17 protein-coding genes are annotated in these 23,055 nt (G+C 54.4%); 13 read left to right on the forward strand and 4 right to left on the reverse strand.

The features are described 5' to 3' along the window. Positions 1-65: 65 nt before the first annotated feature. The 11 genes from HCU74_RS02950 to HCU74_RS03000 all read left to right on the forward strand — a co-directional run bounded on the left by HCU74_RS02950 (position 66) and on the right by HCU74_RS03000 (position 14,867). Complete coding sequence (locus HCU74_RS02950) at positions 66-1,526, forward strand: ANL family adenylate-forming protein (protein WP_168448894.1); 1,461 nt, start codon at positions 66-68, stop codon at positions 1,524-1,526. 70 nt (positions 1,527-1,596) lie between these two features. Beyond that, entirely contained in the window at positions 1,597-2,808 is a 1,212-nt protein-coding gene (locus HCU74_RS02955) for an acyl-CoA dehydrogenase family protein (RefSeq protein WP_168448895.1), read from the forward strand. A gap of 21 nt (positions 2,809-2,829) precedes the next feature. Then, the gene (locus HCU74_RS02960) at positions 2,830-3,936 is read left to right on the forward strand and encodes an acyl-CoA dehydrogenase family protein (RefSeq protein ID WP_168448896.1); all 1,107 of its coding nucleotides are present in this window, start codon (positions 2,830-2,832) and stop codon (positions 3,934-3,936) included. A 22-nt stretch (positions 3,937-3,958) separates the two neighbouring features. Beyond that, positions 3,959-5,152 carry an amidohydrolase family protein gene (locus HCU74_RS02965; protein ID WP_168448897.1) on the forward strand — a complete coding sequence of 398 codons (1,194 nt, stop codon included), beginning with the start codon at positions 3,959-3,961 and terminating at the stop codon, positions 5,150-5,152. A 73-nt stretch (positions 5,153-5,225) separates the two neighbouring features. Continuing rightward, positions 5,226-6,014 carry an SDR family NAD(P)-dependent oxidoreductase gene (locus tag HCU74_RS02970; RefSeq protein ID WP_168448898.1) on the forward strand — a complete coding sequence of 263 codons (789 nt, stop codon included), beginning with the start codon at positions 5,226-5,228 and terminating at the stop codon, positions 6,012-6,014. A gap of 434 nt (positions 6,015-6,448) precedes the next feature. Next, positions 6,449-7,900 carry a cytochrome P450 gene (locus HCU74_RS02975; RefSeq protein WP_168448899.1) on the forward strand — a complete coding sequence of 484 codons (1,452 nt, stop codon included), beginning with the start codon at positions 6,449-6,451 and terminating at the stop codon, positions 7,898-7,900. A gap of 108 nt (positions 7,901-8,008) precedes the next feature. Continuing rightward, a complete protein-coding gene (locus tag HCU74_RS02980) occupies positions 8,009-8,974 on the forward strand; it encodes an NAD-dependent epimerase/dehydratase family protein (protein ID WP_168448900.1) in 966 nt (321 codons plus the stop codon). A 63-nt stretch (positions 8,975-9,037) separates the two neighbouring features. Beyond that, positions 9,038-10,063, forward strand: a complete 1,026-nt coding sequence (locus tag HCU74_RS02985) for a 6-phosphofructokinase (protein WP_168448901.1) — start codon at positions 9,038-9,040, stop codon at positions 10,061-10,063. 57 nt (positions 10,064-10,120) lie between these two features. Continuing rightward, a complete protein-coding gene (locus tag HCU74_RS02990; RefSeq protein ID WP_168448902.1) occupies positions 10,121-11,245 on the forward strand; it encodes a phosphotransferase in 1,125 nt (374 codons plus the stop codon). Positions 11,246-11,260: 15 nt separating this feature from the next. Beyond that, entirely contained in the window at positions 11,261-12,349 is a 1,089-nt protein-coding gene (locus HCU74_RS02995) for a phosphotransferase (RefSeq protein WP_168448903.1), read from the forward strand. A gap of 190 nt (positions 12,350-12,539) precedes the next feature. Continuing rightward, positions 12,540-14,867, forward strand: coding sequence for a TonB-dependent receptor (locus HCU74_RS03000; protein WP_168448904.1), 2,328 nt, complete (start codon positions 12,540-12,542; stop codon positions 14,865-14,867). 19 nt (positions 14,868-14,886) lie between these two features. Here HCU74_RS03000 and HCU74_RS03005 read toward each other — a convergent pair whose 3' ends face one another. The 4 genes from HCU74_RS03005 to HCU74_RS03020 form a co-directional block, all read right to left on the reverse strand. Next, on the reverse strand, positions 14,887-15,516 hold the full coding sequence (locus HCU74_RS03005; protein ID WP_168448905.1) for a TetR/AcrR family transcriptional regulator: 630 nt from the start codon (positions 15,514-15,516) through the stop codon (positions 14,887-14,889). Beyond that, a complete protein-coding gene (locus HCU74_RS20260; RefSeq protein WP_168448906.1) occupies positions 15,516-17,207 on the reverse strand; it encodes a cytochrome P450 in 1,692 nt (563 codons plus the stop codon). Before HCU74_RS20260 ends, HCU74_RS03005 begins: the two co-directional genes overlap by 1 nt. Before the next feature lie 124 nt (positions 17,208-17,331). Beyond that, positions 17,332-17,943: a cysteine hydrolase family protein gene (locus HCU74_RS03015; RefSeq protein WP_168448907.1), complete on the reverse strand. Its 612-nt coding sequence runs from the start codon at positions 17,941-17,943 to the stop codon at positions 17,332-17,334. Between the two features lie 11 nt (positions 17,944-17,954). Continuing rightward, positions 17,955-19,502: a long-chain-fatty-acid--CoA ligase gene (locus tag HCU74_RS03020; RefSeq protein ID WP_168448908.1), complete on the reverse strand. Its 1,548-nt coding sequence runs from the start codon at positions 19,500-19,502 to the stop codon at positions 17,955-17,957. Positions 19,503-19,630: 128 nt separating this feature from the next. Between HCU74_RS03020 and HCU74_RS03025 the strand changes: the two genes are divergently transcribed. Both HCU74_RS03025 and HCU74_RS03030 read left to right on the forward strand, forming a co-directional pair. Next, positions 19,631-21,856, forward strand: a complete 2,226-nt coding sequence (locus HCU74_RS03025; protein ID WP_168448909.1) for an acyl-CoA dehydrogenase family protein — start codon at positions 19,631-19,633, stop codon at positions 21,854-21,856. Positions 21,857-21,880: 24 nt separating this feature from the next. Beyond that, entirely contained in the window at positions 21,881-23,038 is a 1,158-nt protein-coding gene (locus HCU74_RS03030) for a thiolase (protein WP_168448910.1), read from the forward strand. Positions 23,039-23,055 lie beyond the last annotated feature (17 nt).

The raw sequence follows: 23,055 nt of genomic DNA on the forward strand, positions 1-23,055 counted from the left end.
TCTGGATTTGAGTGTGATTGATTCAGATTGTGGTTCGTATCGTCCAAGTTTGTGAGATTAGGTCTATGAGTGATATCAGAGAGAAACTGAAAGGTCTATTGAGGGAGGATAATCACCAAACGCTACTGTCCTACCGGGGTGACGAGTGGTTGTGGTCCCACTGTGCCACGATTGTGGCGTCGATTGACCAACTTCTTTCCCGCGCTGGGATCGAGTCGTCAGTCAATGTGGGCTTGATTGCCAGGAACAGACCACCGCATGCGGCGGTTATCCTTGGCATGATAGCCCTTGATCGGCGTCTTACGATGGTGCATGTGTATCAATCTCCTGAGGCTCTGGCGCAAGACGTTAAACAGTTACAGCTTGGTGTTGTTGTTGGAGACAGCGATGACTGGGCGAGCAACCTGAGTGAAATGGTAGAGCGTGAGGGGGTATTGGGCATCGTGCTCCCCTCCGAACGCGGTAGCAGTTGCTCGGCGGTCGGTGATTATCGGCATAGTGATGATCACCGCCGTACGGAATCCAACGGATTTGAAGTGCTTAGCAGCGGTACAACCGGTACTCCGTCGAGGACAATCATGCCGTTTACCGTGGTTCAGCGCGCGCTGGATAGTATTCTGGCCGTTGGGCCTGAAGTCGCTCGGTCGGCGGAGATTGTCAGTTGGCCCTTCGGCACCATTGGCGGTCTGTGCCAGGTGGTCACTGCGAGTGTCTTGACCCGTCCCTTTGCCCTATTGGAAAAATTCAATCTCGATGAGTGGCTGGAAGCGATAGATCGCTATCAGCCGATGATCCTGTTTGTGCAACCTGCGGTATTGCGCATCGTGCTCGATGCTGCAGTACCCAAGGAACGTTTGTCGTGTCTCCAGGTTATTTCCGGCGGGGCAGGTCCGCTTGAGCCGGAATTGCAGCGGCGTTTTGAGGAGCGCTATGGCATTCCGCTGCTTTGGGCTTACGGCGCGACAGAATTTTGCGGAACGATCATTAGCTGGACCTTTGAGCTACGTAAACAGTTTGGTTTGAGCAAAGCCGGAAGTGCTGGCAAACCTATATCCGGGGTGGAGGTGCGAGTGGTTGATGTCACCACGGAGCAACCCTTGCCCCCGGGTGACACCGGTTGGCTGGAAGCCAAAGTAAACGGACTGGGCGCCGACTGGGTGCGAACAACGGATCTGGCGGCGGTGGATGAAGACGGCTTTGTGTTTATCAAGGGGCGTGGTGACGGCTCGATAAATCGGGGTGGGTTTAAAGTTCTTCCCGAGCAAGTCGTAGACTGCCTGCGGACGCATCCTGCGGTGCTGGACGCGGCGGTAGTCGGCATTGACGATAAAACACTTGGTCAGGTACCGGTAGCGGCCATTGAACTCGCCCGGGATGCGCAGGTAAGTGTGGATGAACTCGATCAATTTGTTCGAGGTAAACTGCTCGCTTATCAGGTGCCGGCGCAATGGAAGATAGTTGAAAGCCTGCCAAGAACGTCGACGCTAAAGGTCAAGTTGACGGAAATAGCGAGGTTGTTTCCGTAGGACGGGAGGTGATGGCGTGGTATCGCCGCTTTACGTTACCGCCGTACTGCGAAACTATTGAGGAAGACCTATGGATTTTGTATTGGATCAATCGTTGGACGCCTTTCGGGCTGAGGTCCGTGAGTTTCTATCGTCAGCATTGCCGAAAGATATGGCTGAGCGAGGCCACCGTTGCTACCACGAAGATAAGTCTGATGTGCTTGCGTGGATGAAAATACTCTGCAAAAAAGGCTGGTCGGCGAGCAACTGGCCGGTGGAGTTTGGCGGCACCGGGTGGGGAGCGGCAAAGCAGTTGGTGTTTGAGGAAGAATGTTTAGCCGCCGGTGCGCCCCAGCGGCCAGTGGTGGGATTGTCTCTGACCGGGCCAGTGATATACACCTTCGGCAGCGCTGAGCAAATCCAGCGCCATCTACCATTGATTAAAAATGGGGAAACCTGGTGGGGACAGTGCTTCTCAGAACCCAATGCGGGTTCAGACCTCGCCTCGATGACGTCCACAGCGACGAAGGAAGGCGATAGCTACCGTCTGAATGGCCATAAAATCTGGACGACTTTCGGTCAGTATGCAGACTGGTTGATTGTGCTGGCTGTCACCGATAAAACCGTGAAGCCCCAGCGGGGAATTTCATTTTTTCTGGTAGACGCCCATAGCCCTGGTATCACCATGAAGCCGATCTACTCAATGGAACGTGGTCACACATTAAATGAATTTTATTTTGAAGATGTTGTTATTCCCGCTGATGGTCTGGTGGGTGAAGAAGGGAAGGGCTGGTCTTATGCGAAGTTTCTTCTGGAGAACGAGCGTTCATGGAGTGCCGAAATACCACGGAACAAGGCACTGCTGCAACGGCTATTGCAGATTGCCAGGCTGCAGATAGATGGCGCAGAGCCAGCGATAAGCCGGCCCGTCTTTCGAGAAAAAATTGCAGACATTACCGCCAGATTGCATGCCCTGGAGATGCTGACTCTTAGGGCGATGAATGAACACGAGTCCTGCAAGGGGGAGAGGCTGTCGAACTGGGAGTCTGGCTCGATGCTGCATATCAAGGGCTCTGAAATGCAGCAGGAGATAGGTGCGCTAATGATGGAGCTATTGGGCTCCAGCGGAGCGCTCTACTACCCGAGTTATACACAGCGCCCGGGCGAAGAGTATCCGCCGGGGCCTGCGGAGGCCCACGGCGTTGCGGCAGACTTTCTGTATAGACGGGCGACGACAATTTACGGCGGTAGTAACGAAATTCAGCGAAATATAATCGCCAGGGCCCTGCTTGGGAACGTCTGAACTGGCATTGGAGCAACAGAAATGAATTTTTTACTGGATGACGAGCAGAAGCAAATCAGGGACAGTGTTCGACGCTTTTTGAGCGGTAACTATCCCTTCGATGTCAGAACCGAATATGGACGCAGCGGAGAACCTTGCCCGGCAATAGTCGAACAGTTGGTGGCCGGGTCGTGGATTGGCGTGGCGATTTGCGACGAGCTTGGTGGTGTGGGTGCCGGATTCTCGGAAGCCTGTTTGATTGCTGAAGAGTTTGGTCGCGGACTGGTTGTGGAACCGTTCTGGGCATTGTCGATGGCGCCGACGGCATTGTTGGAAGGGTTGTCGGAACCATCAGCTCAGAGCACGTTGCAGGGTATTGCTGAAGGACGCTCGTTTGCGGCATTGGGCTTCAAAGGAGAGCCTCAACCCGGGGTAAGGGCGGAGTCTATTTCCCCTGAACTATTTAGTTTGTCCGGGGGGCCGTTGAGGGTGTATGGCAGTTCGGTAGCAAGCCATGTCCTTGTGATCGCGGCGATGGATAACAACAGCGCCCGTTGCGGACTGTTTTCCCTTCCAGTGGAGCAACTTTCGAATGAGTTAAAACAGTGGGAACAGCTCGATGGCTCACGGGTTGGCTTCCTTGAGCTTAACGGCCTGCAATTGGCGAAAGATTGCCTTATCAGCGAATCCGCTGATTTGGTGGAACGATACGGGCGGGCTGAAAGCGTCGCCCTTATGGGGTACTGCGCGACAGCGTTGGGCATGATGGAGGCGGTACTGTCGCACACAACCGACTATCTGCAGGTGCGCACTCAGTTTGGTGTGCCTATCGGGCGCTTTCAAAGTTTGCAGCATCGTCTGGCTGATATGAAGAATGCCCTTGAGGAAGCTCGGGCTATCACACATCGGTCGTTGTGTTTTGTCGATCAGTCTCCGGAAAAATTCAAGGTGGCGGTTGCCGAGGCGAAGTATCTCGTGGGTAAGAGCGCGTCTTTTGTAGCCGCTCAAGGCGTTCAGCTTCACGGCGCCATCGGCCTGACGGACGAATTTCTCATCAGCCACTACTTCCGTGCACTGACTGTGTTCTGTCAATCCTTTGGTACTTGTTCCGATCTTTTGCAGAGCCTCGGAAATACCATTTCTGACTAATATTATAAAGGGAGAATACCTCATGACTAACCCCGCTATAGATTTTCCTGTGTATGATGCCGACAGCCATTTTTATGAGCCGGAGGATGCTTTTCTGCGCCATCTACCCAAAAAGTTTTCCAGAGATTTTCAGTTTGTAGAGATTGGAACGCGAAAAAAGATCGCATTGGATGGCGTAATATCGGACTACATTCCCAATCCGACCTTTAGCGTGGTTGCCGAGCCGGGTGCCCACGAGAAGTGGTATCGCGGGCAAAACCATGAGGGCCTGTCGATCCGTGAGCTTTCCGGGACGCCAATTACGCCGCGCGATTCGTGGCGAACCAGGACCGGGCGAGTGGCCGAGCTGGATCAGCAGGGGATATATTCGACGCTGGTATTTCCCACGTTGGCATCAATAATCGAGGAGCGCCTTGGCAACAAACCGGAGACAATAGCGGCGCTGTTCCAGTCATTGAATACCTGGATAGAAGACGAATGGGGCTTTAGTCGCGATGAAAGATTAAACCCCGTGGCTATGATTAATCTGTCAAACGTCGATCTGGCGGTGGCTGAGCTCGATAGGGCGTTGCGCCGAGGCGCGAAAGTTGTGGGAATACGTCCGGCCCCAGTGCCGGGAATTCGCGGTGGTCGTTCCCCTGGTGACAAGGAGTTTGACCCGTTCTGGGCGAAGGTTGCTGAAGCTCGCATTTTTGTTTGCCTGCACGCCTCTGATTCTGGATACGATATAATGAGTCGTCGCTGGATAGGTGGCGCCAATGAGTGGATCGCCTTTGATATGGATCCCTTCAAGCAATGTCTCGATGCTCTGGGGCGCGCTATTGCCGATAGCCTTTCAGCGTTGATTTGCCACGGCGTATTCGACCGCCATCCCAACGTAAGAGTCATGTCAGTAGAAAACGGTGCCCACTGGGTTGCTCCTGCCCTTAAACAATGGCAAAAGGTGTACGGACAAATGCCTGGGGCATTCAAGCGTAACCCTGTTGATACGTTCCATCGCAATGTGTTCGTCGTTCCTTTCTATGAGGACAACGTGGCTGAGCTGTCGCAGCTTATGCCCGTAGAGCGTATCGTTTTTGGCAGTGATTTTCCTCACCCGGAGGGCTTGAAGGCGCCGCTGGATTACTTGAATGAATTTTCTTGTCTGGGTGCCGATGCACGTGAAAAGGTGATGTCGCACAACTTGCGCGGTCTTCTCAACGGCGACAGAAACTGACGACGGCGTGCACGAGTGGTAAAGATTTGTATTTTATGGGGTCTGGCTTCCGCCGGATCTCTCGGGAGAAATTATGAATAGAGCAGCTTCAGGGGAAAGCGATTTTCCTCAAGTGGGTGGCGCGCTGGTTGTGGGTGGCACTGGTGGGCTCGGACGGGAGATTGTGCGCCGCCTGGCACACAATGGGGTTCACGTAGCCTTTACCTACAATAGCAATCGCGATGCCGCCGTTGTGTTGCAAGCTGAGCTTGTGGAACAGGGTGCGAAGGTTTCTGCCTACCAACTGGACTTGATGGATCAAGGTTCTATCAAGACGGCTGTAGAATCCGTGGCCGAAGCCTTTGGGGGGCTTCACACAGTGGTATATGCCGCGGGCGTACCCCTTTATCTTAGCTATATCAGCAAAATAGCAGCGGAAGATATGCTGTTTCACATGCAGTCTGACGTAATGGGCTTCTTTCATATACTTCAAACAAGTCTGCCCCATGTTCGGGCAGCGCGGGGGTCTTATATTGCTTGCTGTAGCTGTGGTTTGGATAAGTGGCCCATCAAGGACGCCTTATCGGTAGTGCCCAAGTCCGGGATTGCTGCGCTGGTGAAAGGTGTTGCTCGTGAAGAGGGGCACCTTGGCGTGAGAGCCAACGTGGTGGGAACCGGCGTGATGGATGCCGGCATAACGCGTAGTGGGCGAGAGTCCGGTGATATTCCCGAGAGCTTTATCACTGGAGCCATTAAGACGACACCGTTGGGTCGATTAGGTGAAGCCGGCGATGTCGCTGAAGCGGTGTTGTTTCTGGCATCTCAGCGCGCCAGGTTTATTACCGGGCAAACCCTGAATGTCGACGGAGGGTGGACGGCGTAGCTTACTGATTAACTGTTATTTATCAAATTATGTATCTTCGTTGTCGTAAGGGGCGGGGGGCCTCGGTGCCCGGCCAAAGTCAGTTGCTGATTTAGCATAGTAAACATGGGTATATCACATTAAAAGTGAGGTCATGTACTGTGCTGAGTAGTGCATGATATTGGCTAGCAGTGATCATTCGAGAGTATTAATTCTACGACGTTGACATTATAAATAACGAGTAGTAAGTTATTGGTGGCTTACATATTAAAATGAATAATAAATATTGATTGGTATTGTCTGAGCAGGATTGCTCGTCCACTAGAACACTAATCCTGAGTACATTGAAGTAAGTTATCTGCCGTTGGGAAAGTGCGATTAAAGTGGTACAACTGTACAGTAGTGATTGCTCATTAGTGGTGTAGGCGTTTTTCGGGCTCGTTGAGAACCGCATTTTGAATCGTCTTAAGTGTTCACTTGGTTATACAACTGTACAGTTTTGCAGTGAGAGTAGTGGCCGTTATTTATTAGCTCGGCTTGGTATACATAAAAAAGCAATAGTGACAGGTATCCCTATGGACATGGCGCATCGCGTAAGCAAAATTCAGAATAACCGCTATATCCAACTCGCTGAGTCGTGGGGTTGGATTTTCGGTGTCGTTGTAAAAGGCGCAGCACAAACAGTGAGTACGCTTGGCAGTGGCCGGCGAGCAGCGCGGCCTTCTCATGTTCCCGCAGAGCTTGAGATCGATTTTAATTTTTCCGCTATTGATTGTAGTAACAGCGATATTCACTCCGCCTGGCGGGAAATGTTTAATAAGCCGGATATATTCTGGACGCCGCAGAATGGCGGTCATTGGGTGGTAACGCGGGCAGAGCACATCGCCAAAGTGATGAAAACGCCAGAGATATTTTCCAGCGACCAAATCATATTGCCGAAGGGTGCCAAACCCATCAAGTTGCTGCCGTTGGAAGCGAGGCCGGACGAGCACGGGCCGTATCGCGCAATCATTGCCAAACGGCTAACGCCTAAAGCCGTTATGGGAATGCGCGAAGGCGTGCGCTCAATCGCCATAGAAATCATCGACGGATTTTACGCTCGTGGGGAATGTGAGTTTGTCGAGGATTTTGCAAAGAGGTTTCCTATTGCAGTATTTCTCCAGCTTGTTGACCTGCCTCAGAGCGATAGAGAAAAATTATTGCGTTGGACCGAAGCTGCCGTTAGATCGAAGCGTCCTACTCATATTCTGACCTCCTTTCTCCATGTGATGAACTATCTGGAGTACTGGATACGTGAGCGACGACGTGAACCGGGCGACGACCTGATCAGTGATATCGTCAACGCTAAAATAGACGGAAAGCCGTTAAGCCATAATGATATTCAAAGCATGTTGACGGTGGTGTTGTTCGGAGGTCTGGATACCGTCGCGGCTATTCTGGGCTTTACCGCCAAATTTCTTGCCGAAAACCCGGAGCACCGTCAACAGTTGATCGATAATCCGTCGCTCATTCCCAAAGCTATCGATGAAATTCTTCGTCTACACGGTATTGTAAATCTGTCTAGGTACGTCGCCGAAGACACTGAGCTAGGCGGTGTTTTGATGAAAAAAGGTGACATGATTCAGGTGCCGAATGGGCTTTATGGAGTAGACGATCGCTTTATCAGTGATCCATTAACTGTTGATTTTAACCGACCCAACAGCGCCGCCAGTCACGCCGCTTTTGGCATGGGAATTCACCGTTGTGTCGGCTCCACATTGGCGAGGATGGAAATTACGGTATTCCTTGAAGAGTGGCTGTCGCGTATTCCGAATTTTCAGATTGAGCCCGGACAGTCCGCGATTACCGTGGCGGGGCAGGTAAATGGCATTGAAAAATTACCGCTTAGTTGGTCGTCACCGCATTAAATTCCGAATACGGGGCAGCGGTGCTTTCTTGTCCGGTGCCGCCAACATCATCAGCTTTCTTTTCCATATTGGGTGTAGGGAAGGCTGGACGCTTGAAAGGTTTTATGTATGGAAGTTGTTGTGTTTGGCGCTACAGGATACCTGGGTAGCCACGTGGTCGAGCAGCTTATTCTCGCGGGTCATTCGGTAACAGGTGTGGTACGACGGGGAAGTGATGCACGATTTCTCCATTCAATTTCCTGTTTCGTGAAAGAGTTGGATTTCACGGAATCCGCGATCGAAAAAGTTATTTCCGAAGGAGCCTGCGTTGTAAATTGTATCGCCGATACCAGAATGCATCTAAGTGATCGTCAACGCGCGAAGGTTGAGGTTGAACTCACTTCCCGTATCTTTACCTGCGCAGAGCGCGCCGGGGCGAGCAAGTTTCTGCAACTCAGTACTGTCATGGTTTACGGCGCGGATCGACCGGCGCATCCAATTGACGAAAGCTACCCCCTTAGACCGAAATATAGCTATAGCCGCATTGCCAGGCAACGGGAAGAAGTGCTGATTGCGCTGGCTGAGTCTGCACGCACGAATCTTATTATAGTCAGGCCATCCAATACCTTGGGTAAGCGGGACTCTTCGGCGCTACCCGCGTTGATGGGTTCGCTGGAGAAGGGCTTCTTTCCGGTGATCGACGGCGGCAATTGGCGATACTCAAATACTGACGCAAGAGATGTGGGAAGGGCATTTGTGCATCTTCTTGACCTGCAGTGTTCATCCCCTGAGGTCTTCCTTGTGCAGGGCTATGAAATGAGCTGGATCGAGCTGAAACAGCAGTTGGACCATTATCTGGGTCGTTCGAGCCGGTTATTGAACATCCCGAAGAAAGTGGCCTTGGCACTGGGACGCTTCCTTGAGTTCGTATTTCCCTACGGCAGTTCGCCACCGTTAACTCGATTTATGGTTGAAACAATGAGTACCCATGCGTTGTTTGACGATAGCAAATTGCGGGCGACGGGCTTTGCGCCCCGCTACAGCTTGAGAGAGACCCTGAATGACGCCCTGACGGACCAGGAATGCGTGACATAGAGTTCGGCGCCGTAGTGTCTCGCGCTGATTGCATTATCGGTTGGTAGATAAAAGGAAGTGGTTATGGAAATCGATGTTAACTATGGCGGATCGCTTGACCCCGAGAGAGAGTTCGCCTTGGCAGAGCCCTCGGGTGAATACCGCTACGCTGAAAATTACATGCTGTCCTGCTATGACGCGTCTGCTGATATTGGCATGTGGCTACATTTGGGCACCTGCCCTGACGATTTCGGCTTGTGGGAAGATCAGGTGCTTATTTCCTTGCCGGAAAATCAGGGCTTGCTGTGGATGACATCCTATCACCGCACTCCACCGGAATGCCGCCCCGGCGGTGGTTCGTTGAGTTTCCAGTGTGTCTCCCCTTTTCAACGCTGGCGGGTAGTGTTTGACGGTGTCGTTGTGCATTCCTCCAATGCCGAAATGATGTCCGGGCGAGTTCGCGATGGAGTAAAACGCCTACTGAATTTCGAGCTTGACGTGGCCTGTGTTGCGCCGGTGTGGGACACCCGAGAAAGTGCGATGGCATCGTCTGGGCGGGGCAGTATGGAGGATCAATCCTGGGCAAATCAGCACTATCAGCAATTGATTCGTTGTCGGGGAGAGCTTGAACTCAATGGTCGCACCGTGGTGTTGGACGCGATGGGGGTTCGCGATCACTCCCGTGGGCAGAGGGGACATGCGATGCAGCATTACGGTGGCCACAATCTGTTCACTGCAGCTTTTCCCAGCGGCGCAGGTTTCGGCTTGATGTCGATGTGGACGCCCGACGGCGCTACCACTTTGTCTGTCGCTTATGTCGTTGACAAGGGGCAGCTTTACCATGCCGATATATTGAATGCGCCCGTGAAGATAGATCGCATTACCTTGAGCGGAGAGCCACTGGAAGTCGTGTTACGCAGCGCCATCGGCGAGCATGTATTTACCGGTGTGGTTGAGCGTACTGTGTATGCGACGGCGTCTGACGATTGGGGCATGGCCTTTGGCGCAGACACCCGGGAGGAAAATTTGATCCTTGCACCGTCATTTGCACGCTGGCGTGTAAATGGAGAAGAGACCACAGGACTGGCAGAAAAATCCAATCGCTTTTAATCAGGTACTTGGGGCCTGTTAACAGGCCCAGGATAATAACTTTACAAGGAGTGCTATGTGAGCAAGGTTCAAAGGCAAAATATTGGTGTGCCCACGCAATCGCTTAAGCGCGACCCGGAGTCGACTAGTGAAATTCTTACTCATTGGCTGAGCTCAGCATTGGGATTAACCGGAGAGTTTCGTATTACGAGCATAGATGTGCCCGGAGGGAGCGGCGTTTCCAGCGAGACGTTAATTGTTAAGGCAATGCTAAACGGCGCGCCAAAAAGCTATGTCATAAAGTGCGACACTCCCAACGGCTTATACATGAATGCCGATCTGCGGCAGCAATACAATGTCGTTGATGTCCTTAAAGTAAAGTCAGACGTGCCGGTTCCTGCCGTCTACGGCTTTGAAAACGACGACTCATTGTTGGGGCAATCCTTTTACGTAATGGAGTGTATCGACGGCAAAGTGCCCGCTGATAATCCACCCTTCCACTTGAACGGCTGGGTCGTGGATTTAACGATCAGTGAACGCCGCGCCATGTTTAGCAGCGCTATCGAAAGTCTGGTGGCGGTACATCGAACGAATGTTGATTCGCTGGCATTTTTGCAGCGGCCGGAAAGGGGGGTTAGCGGCTTTGATCAGGAGTTTAGCTATTACCTTGATTACGGTTTATGGGCGGCCCCTGAAGGCTTGCCAGTGGTGGTACAGCGCGCGATTGACTGGCTAAAAGCCAATTATCCCGATTCGACTCCCACGGGATTGTCGTGGGGGGATGCGCGACTGGGAAATATGTCTTTCCAGGATCTTCGCTGCAACGCGGTGCTGGATTGGGAGATGGTGTCGTTGGGCGGAGCTGAGCTCGACCTGGCGTGGTGGGCGTGTATGGATCGAGCGACAACGGTGAGCCTTGGAATTCCTCGTCTGGAGGGGGTCGGTTCACCGGCAGAGCTGGTCGCTGGTTGGGAGGACGTTATCGGGCGAAAAGCTGAAAATATGCGTTTTTATCTGGCGTTTAATGCCTATCGACTCGCGGTAATCGTGCTGAGGTTATCGCGCATGCTGAAAAATGCGGGACGCCTCCCTGCAGAGTCAGAGTGGATGTTGCACAACAATACCGGTATGCAATATCTCGCGACCATGCTGGATTTGGAGCCAGCGGGTGAAATTACCCAACCGTGGCCTGGTATGGATTGATAGGAGAAGCGTGCAATGAATGTTGAAATTCCGAAAAATATTAAAGAACTGACGCCGGAGTGGCTGACAAGAGCACTGTCCTCTTATGGCGCCGCTGTAGAAATTAACGATGTCGAAGTGGTTGACATCTTTGAGGGGACCTCCAGCCGGATAAGGGTGCGTGTCGATCGTAATCACGCAGCGATTGAAGCAGGGCTCCCGGAGTTCCTGTGTGTGAAGGCTAACTGGACAAGCCATGCTGACTTTACGCTTGCCGCCGGTCTGTGGGCGGTGGAAGCACAGTTTTATCAGCACATCAGGCCAGGCATCGATATGTTGGCACCCGCTTCCTACTATTCAGATTATGACGCCGCTAACGGGCAGGGCATTATTCTGATGGAAGACCTGGTGCAGAAGCAGGCCCGCTTTGGCAGCAATGTGGCCACGCTGAGTGTCGATCAATTGGCGTCGGTATTGGCAGAGTTTGCCTCCCTGCATGCTCGCTGGTGGGGGAGTAGTGATCTTGAAAAAATGAGCTGGCTGCCACTCGCTCAGGGGACGGGCACCATCGACGCGGAATTTATCAATTTCCAGGGAGGTGTGCCGGGAATGGAGGCCTTGCTGGCGCCACCGGAACGGGCGGCGACGCTGTCGGCCTACGGTAATAACCCTGCGAAAATGGCGAAGGTAGTCGATGCTCTCGTGGTACGCGAAGCTAAGTCCACGGCGCCGCGCTGCCTCATTCACGGCGACACCCATCTCGGCAACAGCTACTGGCTGGGCGATCGCTTGGGGTGGCTGGACTGGCAGCTGGTGAGGCGGGGTCGTCCAATACGAGAGGTAGCCTATGTTATTGGCTGTAGTCTGGGCATTGATGACCGACGCCGGCATGAGCGCGATTTGCTGAGTCATTACCTTGATTGTCTGCGTGGGCAGGGTGTGGATCACGGTATGAGCGTGGATGACGCGTGGCTGGAGTATCGGCATTGGCCCGTGTGGGGATTTATCTGTTGGGCAGTAACGCAGGATGGCTGGCAACCCAAAGAGGTGATTTTGGAAACCATGGCCAGATTCGGTGCAGCAATTGATGATCTTGAAACGTACTCCCTGTTCGATGGGTGTTAGTCGGTGTGACTATTGATATCGAAGCGGGCTGAACTGGCTGCCGTCAGTTCAGCCATTGATTGTCTTGTTGATTTCGGTCGCTTAACGACTGAGTGTTTTCGATTGCACAGGGAGGTGTGCAATAACGTAAAAAAAGCCTGAGCGCGTTGTAGATTAATCCATATAACTAATAAAAATGAGTGTGGTGATTATGAAAAAACTCGTAGAAGCTGATTTCAGGTCAGAATGGTTCAGGGTATTTAGTCTGTTGGTTTTATCCATTCTATTGGCGTCAGGCTCGTGGGCGCAGGAAGAAGCCAAAGTGAGAAAGAGTAAAAACCGCTTGATAGAAGAGGTTCTGGTGACGGCTCAAAAGCGGGAAGAAAATCTACAGGATGTTCCAGTGTCGGTGTCGGCATTCAGTGGCGAGCTATTGTCGGCGATGGGGGTGGATGACCCCACCGATCTGCAAGCCATCACGCCTGGACTCACCTATAACTCCGCTACGGGCTTTGCGATAGTCTATTTGCGCGGCGTTGGCTCCGACGCCTTTTTGATGGCAGATCCCAGCGTGGCGACTTACATTGACGGTGTTTACTATCCATTTTCCAGCGGACTTGCTCAGTCTTTCGGAAAAGTTGAACGCATCGAAGTATTGAAAGGGCCACAAGGCACCTTGTTTGGTCGCAATACCACGGGTGGCGCGATCAGTATTACGACGGAAACGCCTAGTCTGGAAGAATTGTACGGGTCGCTGGACTTCAGCTATGGCAGCTTCGAGACGAAGAAGGCTCGAGCCTTGATTAATGTCCCCGCGGGCGATGTCTTTGCGGCAACGGTTGCGGTATTCCACGATGTCTCGGACAACTACTACACCTTTGATCCTGAGTCCACGCAGCAACACGTTCCCGAGGAAGTCGCGAAAGGCTACCGAATAAAAACGAAGTTTTTTTTCAAACATCTCGATCTCATGCTTGCCGCAGTCAGGGTCGATCAGGCGGGGTTTAACACGGCGCTATCGCCGAATACACAGCCCTCATCGTTGGTTGAGACTTTTGGGGGAGAGGCGCAACCACGCAACCATACTGCATCGGTGGATGCGCCCATTAATTTTGACATTGACAGTGAAGTTTTTTATGCGGAGATAAATGCCTATTTCCCCGGTGCGGACAGCAAATTGATTTTGAGTAGTCAGAGCATCGAGAATCTGGGGCTGACAGACTTCGACGGCACCAATGAGCCGATTATATCTTTTGGGTCGCCAGTATTTTCCGATGTAAAAACCGCTGAGCTACAGTTTCTTTCCAATGACGACAGCTGGGGTGCGGGTTGGTTAAGCTGGATCGGGGGGTTGTACTACATTGATAGTGTGGCGGGACTCGATCCGCAATTGGCGTTGGTGGGGGGCGAGCAGGGGCAGGTGTCGGCCGTTCCGCTTGGAGAATTAATCAAAATGTTGCCCGATCCACTGCGCAATGAGCTGGACGCACTGCCTCTGGTTAATGGTCTTAACTTTGCTCTGGAGGGCTTCCTCGCGACGGAATCCTACGCAGTGTTTCTGCAGACGTCGCTGCAATTTACGGATTGGTTCGAGCTGACTTTGGGTGGCCGCTATCAAGAGGAGGAGCGAGAGGTACTGGAATCTACGGTATCAACGCGCTCTGCCGATGGAAGCACTGAGCAGCTGTTCGATTGGCGAAATGACGGTGCGGGAGAGCATTATGTTGAAACGACGAATTTTTCGCCAAAAATTTCCCTCAATTTTACGCCAAGGGATGAAACGCTGATCTATCTCAGTTGGCAGGAGGGTTACAAGAGTGGCACATTTAATACGATCAATATTACCGATGATATTGACTACGCTCGTCCCGAGGAAGTCGTTGCCTACGAACTTGGTGTTAAATACTCAAGCTCGGGTGGTTTCGCCATCAATGCCGCGTTGTTTCAAACAGAAATCGAAGATCTGCAGGTACAGTTTACCTCGCTGTTTACCGGCGGTGCAGTGTCTTTTGAAAATGCCGGCGCGGCTCGAATACAGGGTATCGATTTTGACCTGCGTACGCTGATACTGGAACCCTATGTCGATGACCTTGCATTGACTCTCAGTGGCGCCTATCTGGATGGAATTTACACCGACTACAAGGATGGATCGGGTTTTAATGAAGAAACGGGAATGTTCGAAGGAGGGCAGGATTTTACTGGCAATCGTATGGTGAGAACACCGGAGTACAGTGCCTCAGTAGCGATGAGCAAAACCTTCAGCTTTGATTTGGGCCTGCTGGAGCTCACGGTGGATGGCTACTATAACTCGGGGTATCCCTACCTGGCTCAGAATACGGTGTTTATCGAAGAGGAATACCACGTGATTAACGCCAGGGGGAGCTTTTTGCTGGCAGACCCGGACGTGCGAGTCGTTGGTTCGATTAAAAACCTGACTGACGAGGTCTACGCACTCTCTCAATTTCCAAACGACTTCGGCCGTCTGGAGGCCCTCGCGGCACCTAAAAACTATAGTGTCGCTATACAGTGGAATTTTTGAGTTTCCGCGGTAGTCGAGATTACTTGGGTTCGGCGCCGGCGAGTATACGGCTAAAGGCGACATCGAGGGCGCCCTTTAATTCCTTTAGCAGGTAGGGTTGGTCGTTGCCGCTGTAATTTCGCGCCAGATCCAGTGCGCCGAGCAAAACAGTGTTGTAAAGCAACTGGATTTGACGAGTCTCCTCAATACTCAAGCCGGCTTCCAGCATGCAGTCTCTCAGTGCGTTGACGATGCGTGAGGCGCTCTCGGGATAATTGTGGTCCAAGCTGTTGAGTAAACCATGTCGAGCCAATTCGGGGTATTCCGAGGAGAGCTCAAGGCCTTTTTTGATGATGGTGGCAAAGCGCTCTTTCCAGCTCTGATTAGTGTCCGGGAGGGTCCAGCGGTCAAGCATGGAGGCGGCAGCCAACTCGTAGAGCTCCTCCTTGTTTTTTACCATGGTATACAGCAGCCGCGGTGATACGCCGACTTCTGATGCGAGCTTGCGCATCGACAGGCTGCCGGGGCCGTCGCGTTTCTCCATCACAAGCACGGCTCTTATCAGATCAGCCCGATTGGGGGTGGGGGCGTCGTCGCGGCTGCGACGACCTCGTTTGGCGGGTGGTTTGGTGGCGGCGTCTTTGGGCGCGGCCGCCGTGTTTTTTGGCATTAGTCAGGATTCCAGATAACAGGTATCGCAGTTGGGCTGCGGAAACTTTTGCCGCGAATATGCGCGTCCTGTTTGACAACTTCGTCGCTGTCAAAACGTAGACCCGGCAGGGCGTCCAGCAATTTGTTGACCGCAATTTTGATTTCTAAGCGCGCTAAATGCAAGCCAATACAGGTGTGTACGCCGGTGCCGAAGGTGATGTGGCGAAGATTTGCACGGTGAATGTTGAAGCGCTCACCGTCTTCGACAAACTCGGGGTCGCGATTCGCTGCGCCCAGCAGTGGCAAAACGATGGCGTTTTCGGGAACGATGGTGTCGCCAAGGCGCATTTCGCGCAGGGCTAGTCGCGGAGTCAGTTGTACCGGAGGGTCCATGCGCAGGGTTTCTTCGATGGCGCGGCCGACCAAACCGCGATCATTACGCACATCTTCAAGTTGACTGGGGTTGTCGAGCAAGTGGAAGAGCAGGTTGCCCAGAGCGCGATAGGTGGTTTCGATACCGGCGGGAAGTAGCAGCAACAAAAAGGAGTAAATTTCCTCGTCGCTGAGTTTTTTGCCGTCGATTTCCGCGTGTACCAGTTCGCTGATCATATCCTCTTCGGGGGCAGCGCGACGGGCTTCCAGAAACGGAGCGAGGTAGGCGCGTACTTCCTGGGCGCACTCGGCTGCGCGGTCCGGGTCGGCGACCCCTTCAAGAATGCCCACTGCCCAAAGTTGAAACTGTGCAAAATTCTCCTGGGGCAGGCCGATAATCTTGCCTACAACGCGGGCGGGGTAGGCGAAGGTGAAATCTGCGACCAGGTCGGCCTTGTTGCCTTTTGCCTTCATATTGGCAATCAGCTCGTCCACCACTTGGTGGATAAGGCTTTCTTCCCATTTTTTAAGCAGTTTCGGTCGCAGTGCCGGGGCGACGAGATTGCGATACCCGGCGTGGGCTGGTTCGTCCATGCCGACCAGAATATGGTCGCCCATTACGCTGCTATACATGTTTTGCAGCACCACACTGGAAAAGTCTTCGTTGTTGCGCAGGCAGGCATTGACCTCGGTGTGACCATACAGGTAGACCAGCGTCCCCGCGTTTTCACCGAAGCGATCGGTTTCCAGTTCGACTCTGTTTTGGCTGCGCCGCCGGGCCCATTCGGTATGGGGGGCGCGGGGGTCGCCGGGGGGATCGACGGGGGTTTCCATATACAAGAGCCGATCGACAAAGCCTTCGCTGTCGGAATCTTGCTCGGCAGTTGGAGTGGGTGCGAGAGTGGCGGTGTCAGTGGCGGGCGAGGGTGTCGCCTGTGCAGGGTGAGCCCCAATAATCTGCTTAAGTGTCGCTATGCTGCGCTTAAGCAAGCTTGGCTTCGTATTGTTTGCTGTCGGGGTAGATGAGAGCGCCGTCATATCAAAATAGCTGGTCATGCTTTGGCCGAGTTTCAAGTTGCCTCGAGTTTTCATGCGGCCGGTCATGACGGCTACCATGCCGTTGATCTCACCGGTCAGCACCTGGCGCATCACCTCGTCGTTGGCGCTGAGGGTCAGACTCGGCTGGGGCGACTGCCCCAGACTGAACTCACAGCGACCATTGCTGATGCTCAGGTAGCAGGGTTCGCTGATGTCGAATTGAAAAATAGCGTGGGCATCGCCGGCCACCTCGGGTAAAAAACCCTTGGGGAGTTGTTCAATAAGTTCACGGGTGTTCACAATGGCATCCTCTGTATTTTTATGTTGTGAGATCGTGTCTGTCGATGTGTACGTATTTAATTCCACGATGTGGATATAGTGTTGATCAAAACTGAGCCTCTGTCAATTGCTGGTGCGTGTGGTGTTATTGAAGAGAGTCTATAACAGTGTCGGCGGTGGTCATTGCCGCCAGCGGTGACAGCATATAGGTTACGATGGCATCGTGGGTGGCCTGGTCGGAACCGGCAATAGCGTCTTCGGGGATGACAATGCGGTAGCCTCGGTCAAGGCCGCCCAGCATCATTCCCGGTACGGCGGCGTTGGTAGACACCCCCGCCAGTACCAGATTGGTGCAGCCGAGATTGTGCAACAGGGATTCCAGGTGATTGCCATAGAAGGCGGTCATGCCCGAGTAGCGGCGAACAATGTGGTCGCTGTCCTGGGGGCGCAGCGCGCCAACAATCTCCACCTGAGGGCTGCCCTCTACCAATCCTCCGCGTTTGCGAATATAGGCGACTGCGGGATTGTTGAGGCTCACTCCGGCAAAGTCCGGGCGGTGTTCCACATTGATATAGATCACCGGCATATGGTGTCGGCGAAAGGCGTCGGCCAAGGCCGCGATGCGCGGCACAATTTGCCGCTGTGCAGCGTGCCGGGTGATGGCCGGCAGCACGCTGTGCTCGGGCTCCAGCAGGCCGCGCTGGCATTCGTTAATCAGGAGGGCGCTGCGGCCCTCCAGTTGCAGTGGTGCCGTCATGCTTGCGCGGCTCACTGGCAGTAGGTTTTGCGCAGGGTGACCTTGTCGATTTTCCCTGTGGGCAGCTTGGGTATCGCCTCGGCAAAGATTACCGAGCGCGGCTTTTTGTAGCTGGCAATCATTGTTTGGCAATGGCCGATCACCTCTGCCTCGGTCAGGGTCTCGCCGTCGCGCATCACCACTACTGCGCACACGGATTCGCCCCACTTGTCGTCGGGCATACCGATGACGGCGCACTCGCTGATCGCTGCGTGGCTCAGAATGGCGTCCTCAACTTCCCGTGAGTAAATGTTCTCGCCGCCGGAGATAATTACGTCTTTTTTCCGGTCCACTAAATACAGCATGCCATCTTCGTCAAACATGCCCACGTCGCCGGTGTAGCACCAGCCGTCGCGGAAGGTTTCAAGGGTGGCTTTATGATTGTTCCAGTAGCCACGGGCCATGGCGGTTGACTGCACCACGATCTCGCCGGCCACCTCAGGCGGGCAGGGTTGGCCGTTGTCATCTTCAATGCGAATGCGGGTGCTTGGGAAGGGTTGACCTACAGAGGTGAGCCAGCGCTTTTCGCGGTCGCTGCCGTCGGGACGATGCTGTTCGCGCAACAGTCCCGAGCTGAACACTTCGGTCTGGCCGTAGAGATTCATAAATATCGGGCCGAGCAGTTCCATGCCGCGTTTGAGCAAGGGCAGTGGCATGGCGGCGGCGGAGTAAACAATGGTGTGCAGTTTGCTGACGTCGATCTCGCCGATATTGGGCTGGTCGAGCACCATTTGCACCAGTGTTGGCGCGAGGTGGAGTATGGTTACGCCGTCGTCGTTAACCGCCTGCAGCAGTGCCGCGGGGTCGAACTGACGGTGCAGTACTACCGTGCCGCCGCGAAAATGTACCCCCATGCCCATGGCCATCGCGCCGATATGGAACAGGGGCATGACCAGCAAAATGCGATCCTCAGGGCCAGAGCGGGTTTCTACCGCCATGGTCTGGGCGCCGAGGCGCATTTCCCGCTGGCCGAGAATACAGCCCTTGGGCTTGCCGGTGGTGCCGCTGGTGTAGATCAGTGCGGCGATATCTTCTTCCCGAGCGCGATAGCTAGGGCCTGTGGCGTCGCCGCTGGCGATGAAGTCTTCGTAGGAAGTAGCCCAATCGACCTCGCCGTCGATGCAGATATAGCGCTCGACACTGGTCAGTTGCTCGCGCAGACCGTCGAGCAATTCCGCGTACTGGGCTTCAAAAAAGAGGATGCGCGGACTGGAGTCGTTAACGATATGGGCGATTTCCGGGCCGGCCAGGCGGAAGTTGACCGTTGAAAGGATTAGTCCGCTCCACTGGCAGGCGGCCATCAATTCGCCGTAGGGAAGGTTGTTCATAGACAGCACGCCAACCCGATCCTGCCGTTGCAGTCCGCTTTTCTCTGCGGCGGAGGCGATGCGCAGTGCGCGCTCCAGCAGCTGACGGTGGCTGATCTGCTGGTCACCCATAATATAGGCGGGCTGGTCGGAAAAGCGTTGGGCGTTGTCTTCCAGTGTGTCGGCTAGCGTAAAGGGCACGTGGTCTCTCACAGTTCTCTCTCTTTGTTATCCGTTTCGGGTGTGGGTGTTTTCGCCGCGTTGGGAAACTGTTTCTTGAAAACTGAATATATGTTAGTTTATGATTCATTGCAACGCTTGCACAGAGACCGATAACGCCAATGAATTTGTATTTGACTGACGAACAGAACATGTTGCAGGAGACGGCGGCGCGCCTGTTTGCCGCTGAGTCTACCGGGGAGCGGGTTCGCTCCGTTGAGGCCACTGGCTTCGACCCTGAGCTGTGGCAGCAACTGCAGGAAATGGGTCTGAATTTGATGCGCCTGCCCGAAGAGGCCGGCGGATTGGGCAGCAGTCTGCTTGATGCCGTTATCGTGGCGGAGCAGGCGGGGCGCCATATTGCGTCAGTGCCTCTGGTGGAGCATCTGGCAGCCTCTCGTTTGCTGGCCGGGCTGGCACAGCAAGAGCGCGCTGGTGCAGCACTTGCTCAGCTTGCAGAGGGCAGTTTGATTACCCTGTTGCCGCAGGTGTTGTCCGATAAGCAAGCGCCAGTGAATGGTGCAACGGCGGCACAGTACACCCTGTTGGCAGATGCCGAGGCAGTCTATTTACTTGACGCCCGGCACTTTGATCGAGTCGATAACCTCGGCAGCGGCGCAGTGGGTGTGCTGAAAGAGTCGGTGGCATTGTCCGAGTTTGCTATCGCCAGCGGCGACGACGCTCTGGCGTTGTTCGCGGCGGCCTGTGATGAATGGCGCCTGCTGTGTGCGGCGGCGCTGGGCGGGCTGGCTGAGCAGGGTTTGCGCATGGCCGCAGAGTACGCCAACGAACGCAAAGCCTTTGGCACGCCGATCTCCAGTTTTCAGGGTATTTCCCACCCGTTGGCCGATGCCATTTCCCAGGTTGAAGGTGCGCAGCTGCTGACCCGCAAGGCGGTTTGGGCGCTTGCCACCGCGCGCGCGGACGCGGCGGCCAGCGTGGCAATGGCGTTCTGGTGGGCGGCGGACATCAGCTCCAAGGCAATGGCCAGGGCGCTGCACACCTTTGGCGGCTATGGCGTGTCGCTGGAATACGATATTCAAATGTATTATCGCCGAGCCAAGGCCTGGCCGGCCTTTGCCGGTGACGCACAGCGCAGTCTGCTTGATGCCGCTGATCGGCTGTGGCCGGAACCGCGCAACGCTCGGCGTCCGGCCGTGCTTCCCGACGCGGGAGAAAACCAACAGGATTACAGCTTGGGCGCCGATGCCGAGGCTTTTGCCGAGCAAACCCGCGCCTTTTTTGCCAAGCATATGACCCCGGAGCTGCGCGCCCACGCGCATCACTCTGTAGATGGATTTCACCCCGAATTCAACCGCCTGGCGGCGCAGGAGGGTATGTTGTTCCCCCATTGGCCCAAGGAGTACGGGGGGCTGGAAAAGAGCGCCTACGAGCTGGCGGCAATGACTGCGGTATACGAGGCCGAAGGCTGGGAGCACGTTACTGCACCGATTACCAATCAGGTCGCGCAGATAGTCATGCGCTTTGGCACCGATGAAGCGAAGGCGGAATCACTGAACCGCTTTGCCTCGGGTGATGCACTGGCCTGTATGGGCTTTACCGAGCCCTCCTGTGGCTGTGATGTCTTTGCAGCAAAAACACTAGCGGAACCCACCGAGAGTGGCGACTGGCTGATTAACGGCCAGAAGATTTTCACCACTGCGGCCAACCTGGCAGATTATTGCTTCCTGCTGGCCCGTACCAATACTGACAAGCCCAAACATGCCGGTTTGAGTGTATTTCTGGTGCCCATGGATCTGCCGGGTATCGAAGTGCATGCGGTGCACACCCTGCAGGACGAGCGCACCAATATTGTGTATTTCAGTGATGTTCAGCTGCCCGCCAAATATTTGGTTGGCGAGGTCGATGGCGGTTTGAAAGTGATGGCCTCTACGCTGGAAATGGAACACGGTTCGGCGGATCAATATCGCCACGGCCACGTTACGGCCTTCCACGCAGCTGAGTCCTGGGCGCTGAATGCCCAGCGCGACGGCCAGCCGGTGTTGGCCGACAATCAGACTGCCAGTCGTTTGGCCCGCTCCAGAGTGCATCTGGAAGTGTCTACGATGCTTTGCTATCGCGCTATCTGGTGTATGTCGGAAAAAATTCACAACCGGTACTGGGGGCCAATGGCCAAGCTGTTTGCCACCGAGTATTACCAGCGTGACGCTGACGACCTGATGGATCTGTGCGCACCGCACAGCATTATTCAGCAGCGCGATGGGCTTGGGCATCTTGAAGTCGGCTACAGACAGTCGATTGGCACCACGATTTATGGTGGCACCAGTGAGGTGCAGCGTAGTCTGGTTGCCGAACAGGCCCTGGGCCTGGCTCGCTCGCGGGGCTGATACACAGAATTCAGGAGAAGTAGTATGGAAAAGTTCCCACGAGGAAAATCTGCCATTGTTGGCGCCGCGACCTTCGGTATGGGCGAAGCCCACGGCTACAAGCCGATGGATCTGGTGGCACGCTCTGCCCACCTGGCGCTTGCCGACGCCAATCTGTCCCTTAGTGACGTTGACGGCCTGTTTGTGTGTACTGGAGACGATGCGCTCTCCGGACTCGCGGCGGCGGAGTATCTGGGGATTCGGCCACGGTTCACCGACAATAACCGCACCGGTGGCTCGGCGTTTTTCTCCCATGCCATCAATGCGGCAATTTTGCTGGAAATGGGCTATATCGATACCGCACTGATCTGCTATGGCAGCAACCAGCGCACCGGTGCCGGCGGACTGGTGTCAATGCGCCAGGCTTCTCCCTATGAAAAGCCCTACCGCCCGATGAACCCCTTGTCGTCCTATGCCCTGGCTGCTGCGCGGCATATGCATGAATACGGCACTACCGAAACCCACCTGGCCGAGGTGGCGGTTGCTGCCCGGGCCTGGGCTAACCTCAATCCCGAAGCCTTTATGCACGGCAAGGGTGAGCTGAGCATCGACGACTGTTTGAGTTCGCGGATGGTCTCGGACCCTCTGCGTAAAACCGATTGCTGTCTGATCACCGACGGCGGGGCGGCGATCGTTATGACCCGCGCTGATCGTGCCAAAGACCTGGTGAAAAAGCCGATTTATTTGCTCGGCGGTGCCGCCGCAGTGTGGCATTCCAATGTCGATCAAATGGAAAATCTGACTGTCACTCCAGCCGCGGAGTCCGGTCAGCGGGCCTTTGCCCTGTCGGGCTACAAGCCCGCTGATATGGATGTGGTCAATGTCTATGACGCCTTTTCCATCAACACCATTCTGTTCCTCGAGGATCTGGGCTTTTGTCCCAAGGGCGAGGGCGGCAACTTTGTTTCCGGTGGCGCCATCGCACCCGGAGGCAGCCTGCCGGTGAATACCAACGGGGGTGGTTTGTCCTGCTGCCATCCTGGGATGTACGGTCTGTTTACGATAATCGAAAACTGTCTGCAACTGCGTGGCGAAGCCGGGCAGCGGCAAGTCGCCAATGCCAACCTTGCGGTGTCTCACGGCAATGGCGGCACCCTGTCCAGCGAAGCTACCCTGGTGCTTGGCACCGAGGCGACGCTATAACAATTTCTATACGGAGT

Origin of the sequence: Spongiibacter thalassae (assembly GCF_012272835.1) — a bacterium.
Classification (GTDB): domain Bacteria; phylum Pseudomonadota; class Gammaproteobacteria; order Pseudomonadales; family Spongiibacteraceae; genus Spongiibacter; species Spongiibacter thalassae.

Excerpts from the sequence above, each read along its gene's own strand:
- HCU74_RS02965 (WP_168448897.1), top strand. The coding sequence starts at position 3,959 with ATGACTAACCCCGCTATAGATTTTCCTGTGTATGATGCCGACAGCCAT.
- HCU74_RS03000 (WP_168448904.1), top strand. The coding sequence starts at position 12,540 with ATGAAAAAACTCGTAGAAGCTGATTTCAGGTCAGAATGGTTCAGGGTA.
- HCU74_RS03030 (WP_168448910.1), top strand. The coding sequence starts at position 21,881 with ATGGAAAAGTTCCCACGAGGAAAATCTGCCATTGTTGGCGCCGCGACC.
- HCU74_RS02980 (WP_168448900.1), top strand. The coding sequence starts at position 8,009 with ATGGAAGTTGTTGTGTTTGGCGCTACAGGATACCTGGGTAGCCACGTG.
- HCU74_RS02970 (WP_168448898.1), top strand. The coding sequence starts at position 5,226 with ATGAATAGAGCAGCTTCAGGGGAAAGCGATTTTCCTCAAGTGGGTGGC.
- HCU74_RS03015 (WP_168448907.1), bottom strand. The coding sequence starts at position 17,943 with ATGACGGCACCACTGCAACTGGAGGGCCGCAGCGCCCTCCTGATTAAC.
- HCU74_RS02955 (WP_168448895.1), top strand. The coding sequence starts at position 1,597 with ATGGATTTTGTATTGGATCAATCGTTGGACGCCTTTCGGGCTGAGGTC.
- HCU74_RS02960 (WP_168448896.1), top strand. The coding sequence starts at position 2,830 with ATGAATTTTTTACTGGATGACGAGCAGAAGCAAATCAGGGACAGTGTT.
- HCU74_RS02950 (WP_168448894.1), top strand. The coding sequence starts at position 66 with ATGAGTGATATCAGAGAGAAACTGAAAGGTCTATTGAGGGAGGATAAT.
- HCU74_RS02985 (WP_168448901.1), top strand. The coding sequence starts at position 9,038 with ATGGAAATCGATGTTAACTATGGCGGATCGCTTGACCCCGAGAGAGAG.
- HCU74_RS03025 (WP_168448909.1), top strand. The coding sequence starts at position 19,631 with ATGAATTTGTATTTGACTGACGAACAGAACATGTTGCAGGAGACGGCG.
- HCU74_RS03005 (WP_168448905.1), bottom strand. The coding sequence starts at position 15,516 with ATGCCAAAAAACACGGCGGCCGCGCCCAAAGACGCCGCCACCAAACCA.
- HCU74_RS02995 (WP_168448903.1), top strand. The coding sequence starts at position 11,261 with ATGAATGTTGAAATTCCGAAAAATATTAAAGAACTGACGCCGGAGTGG.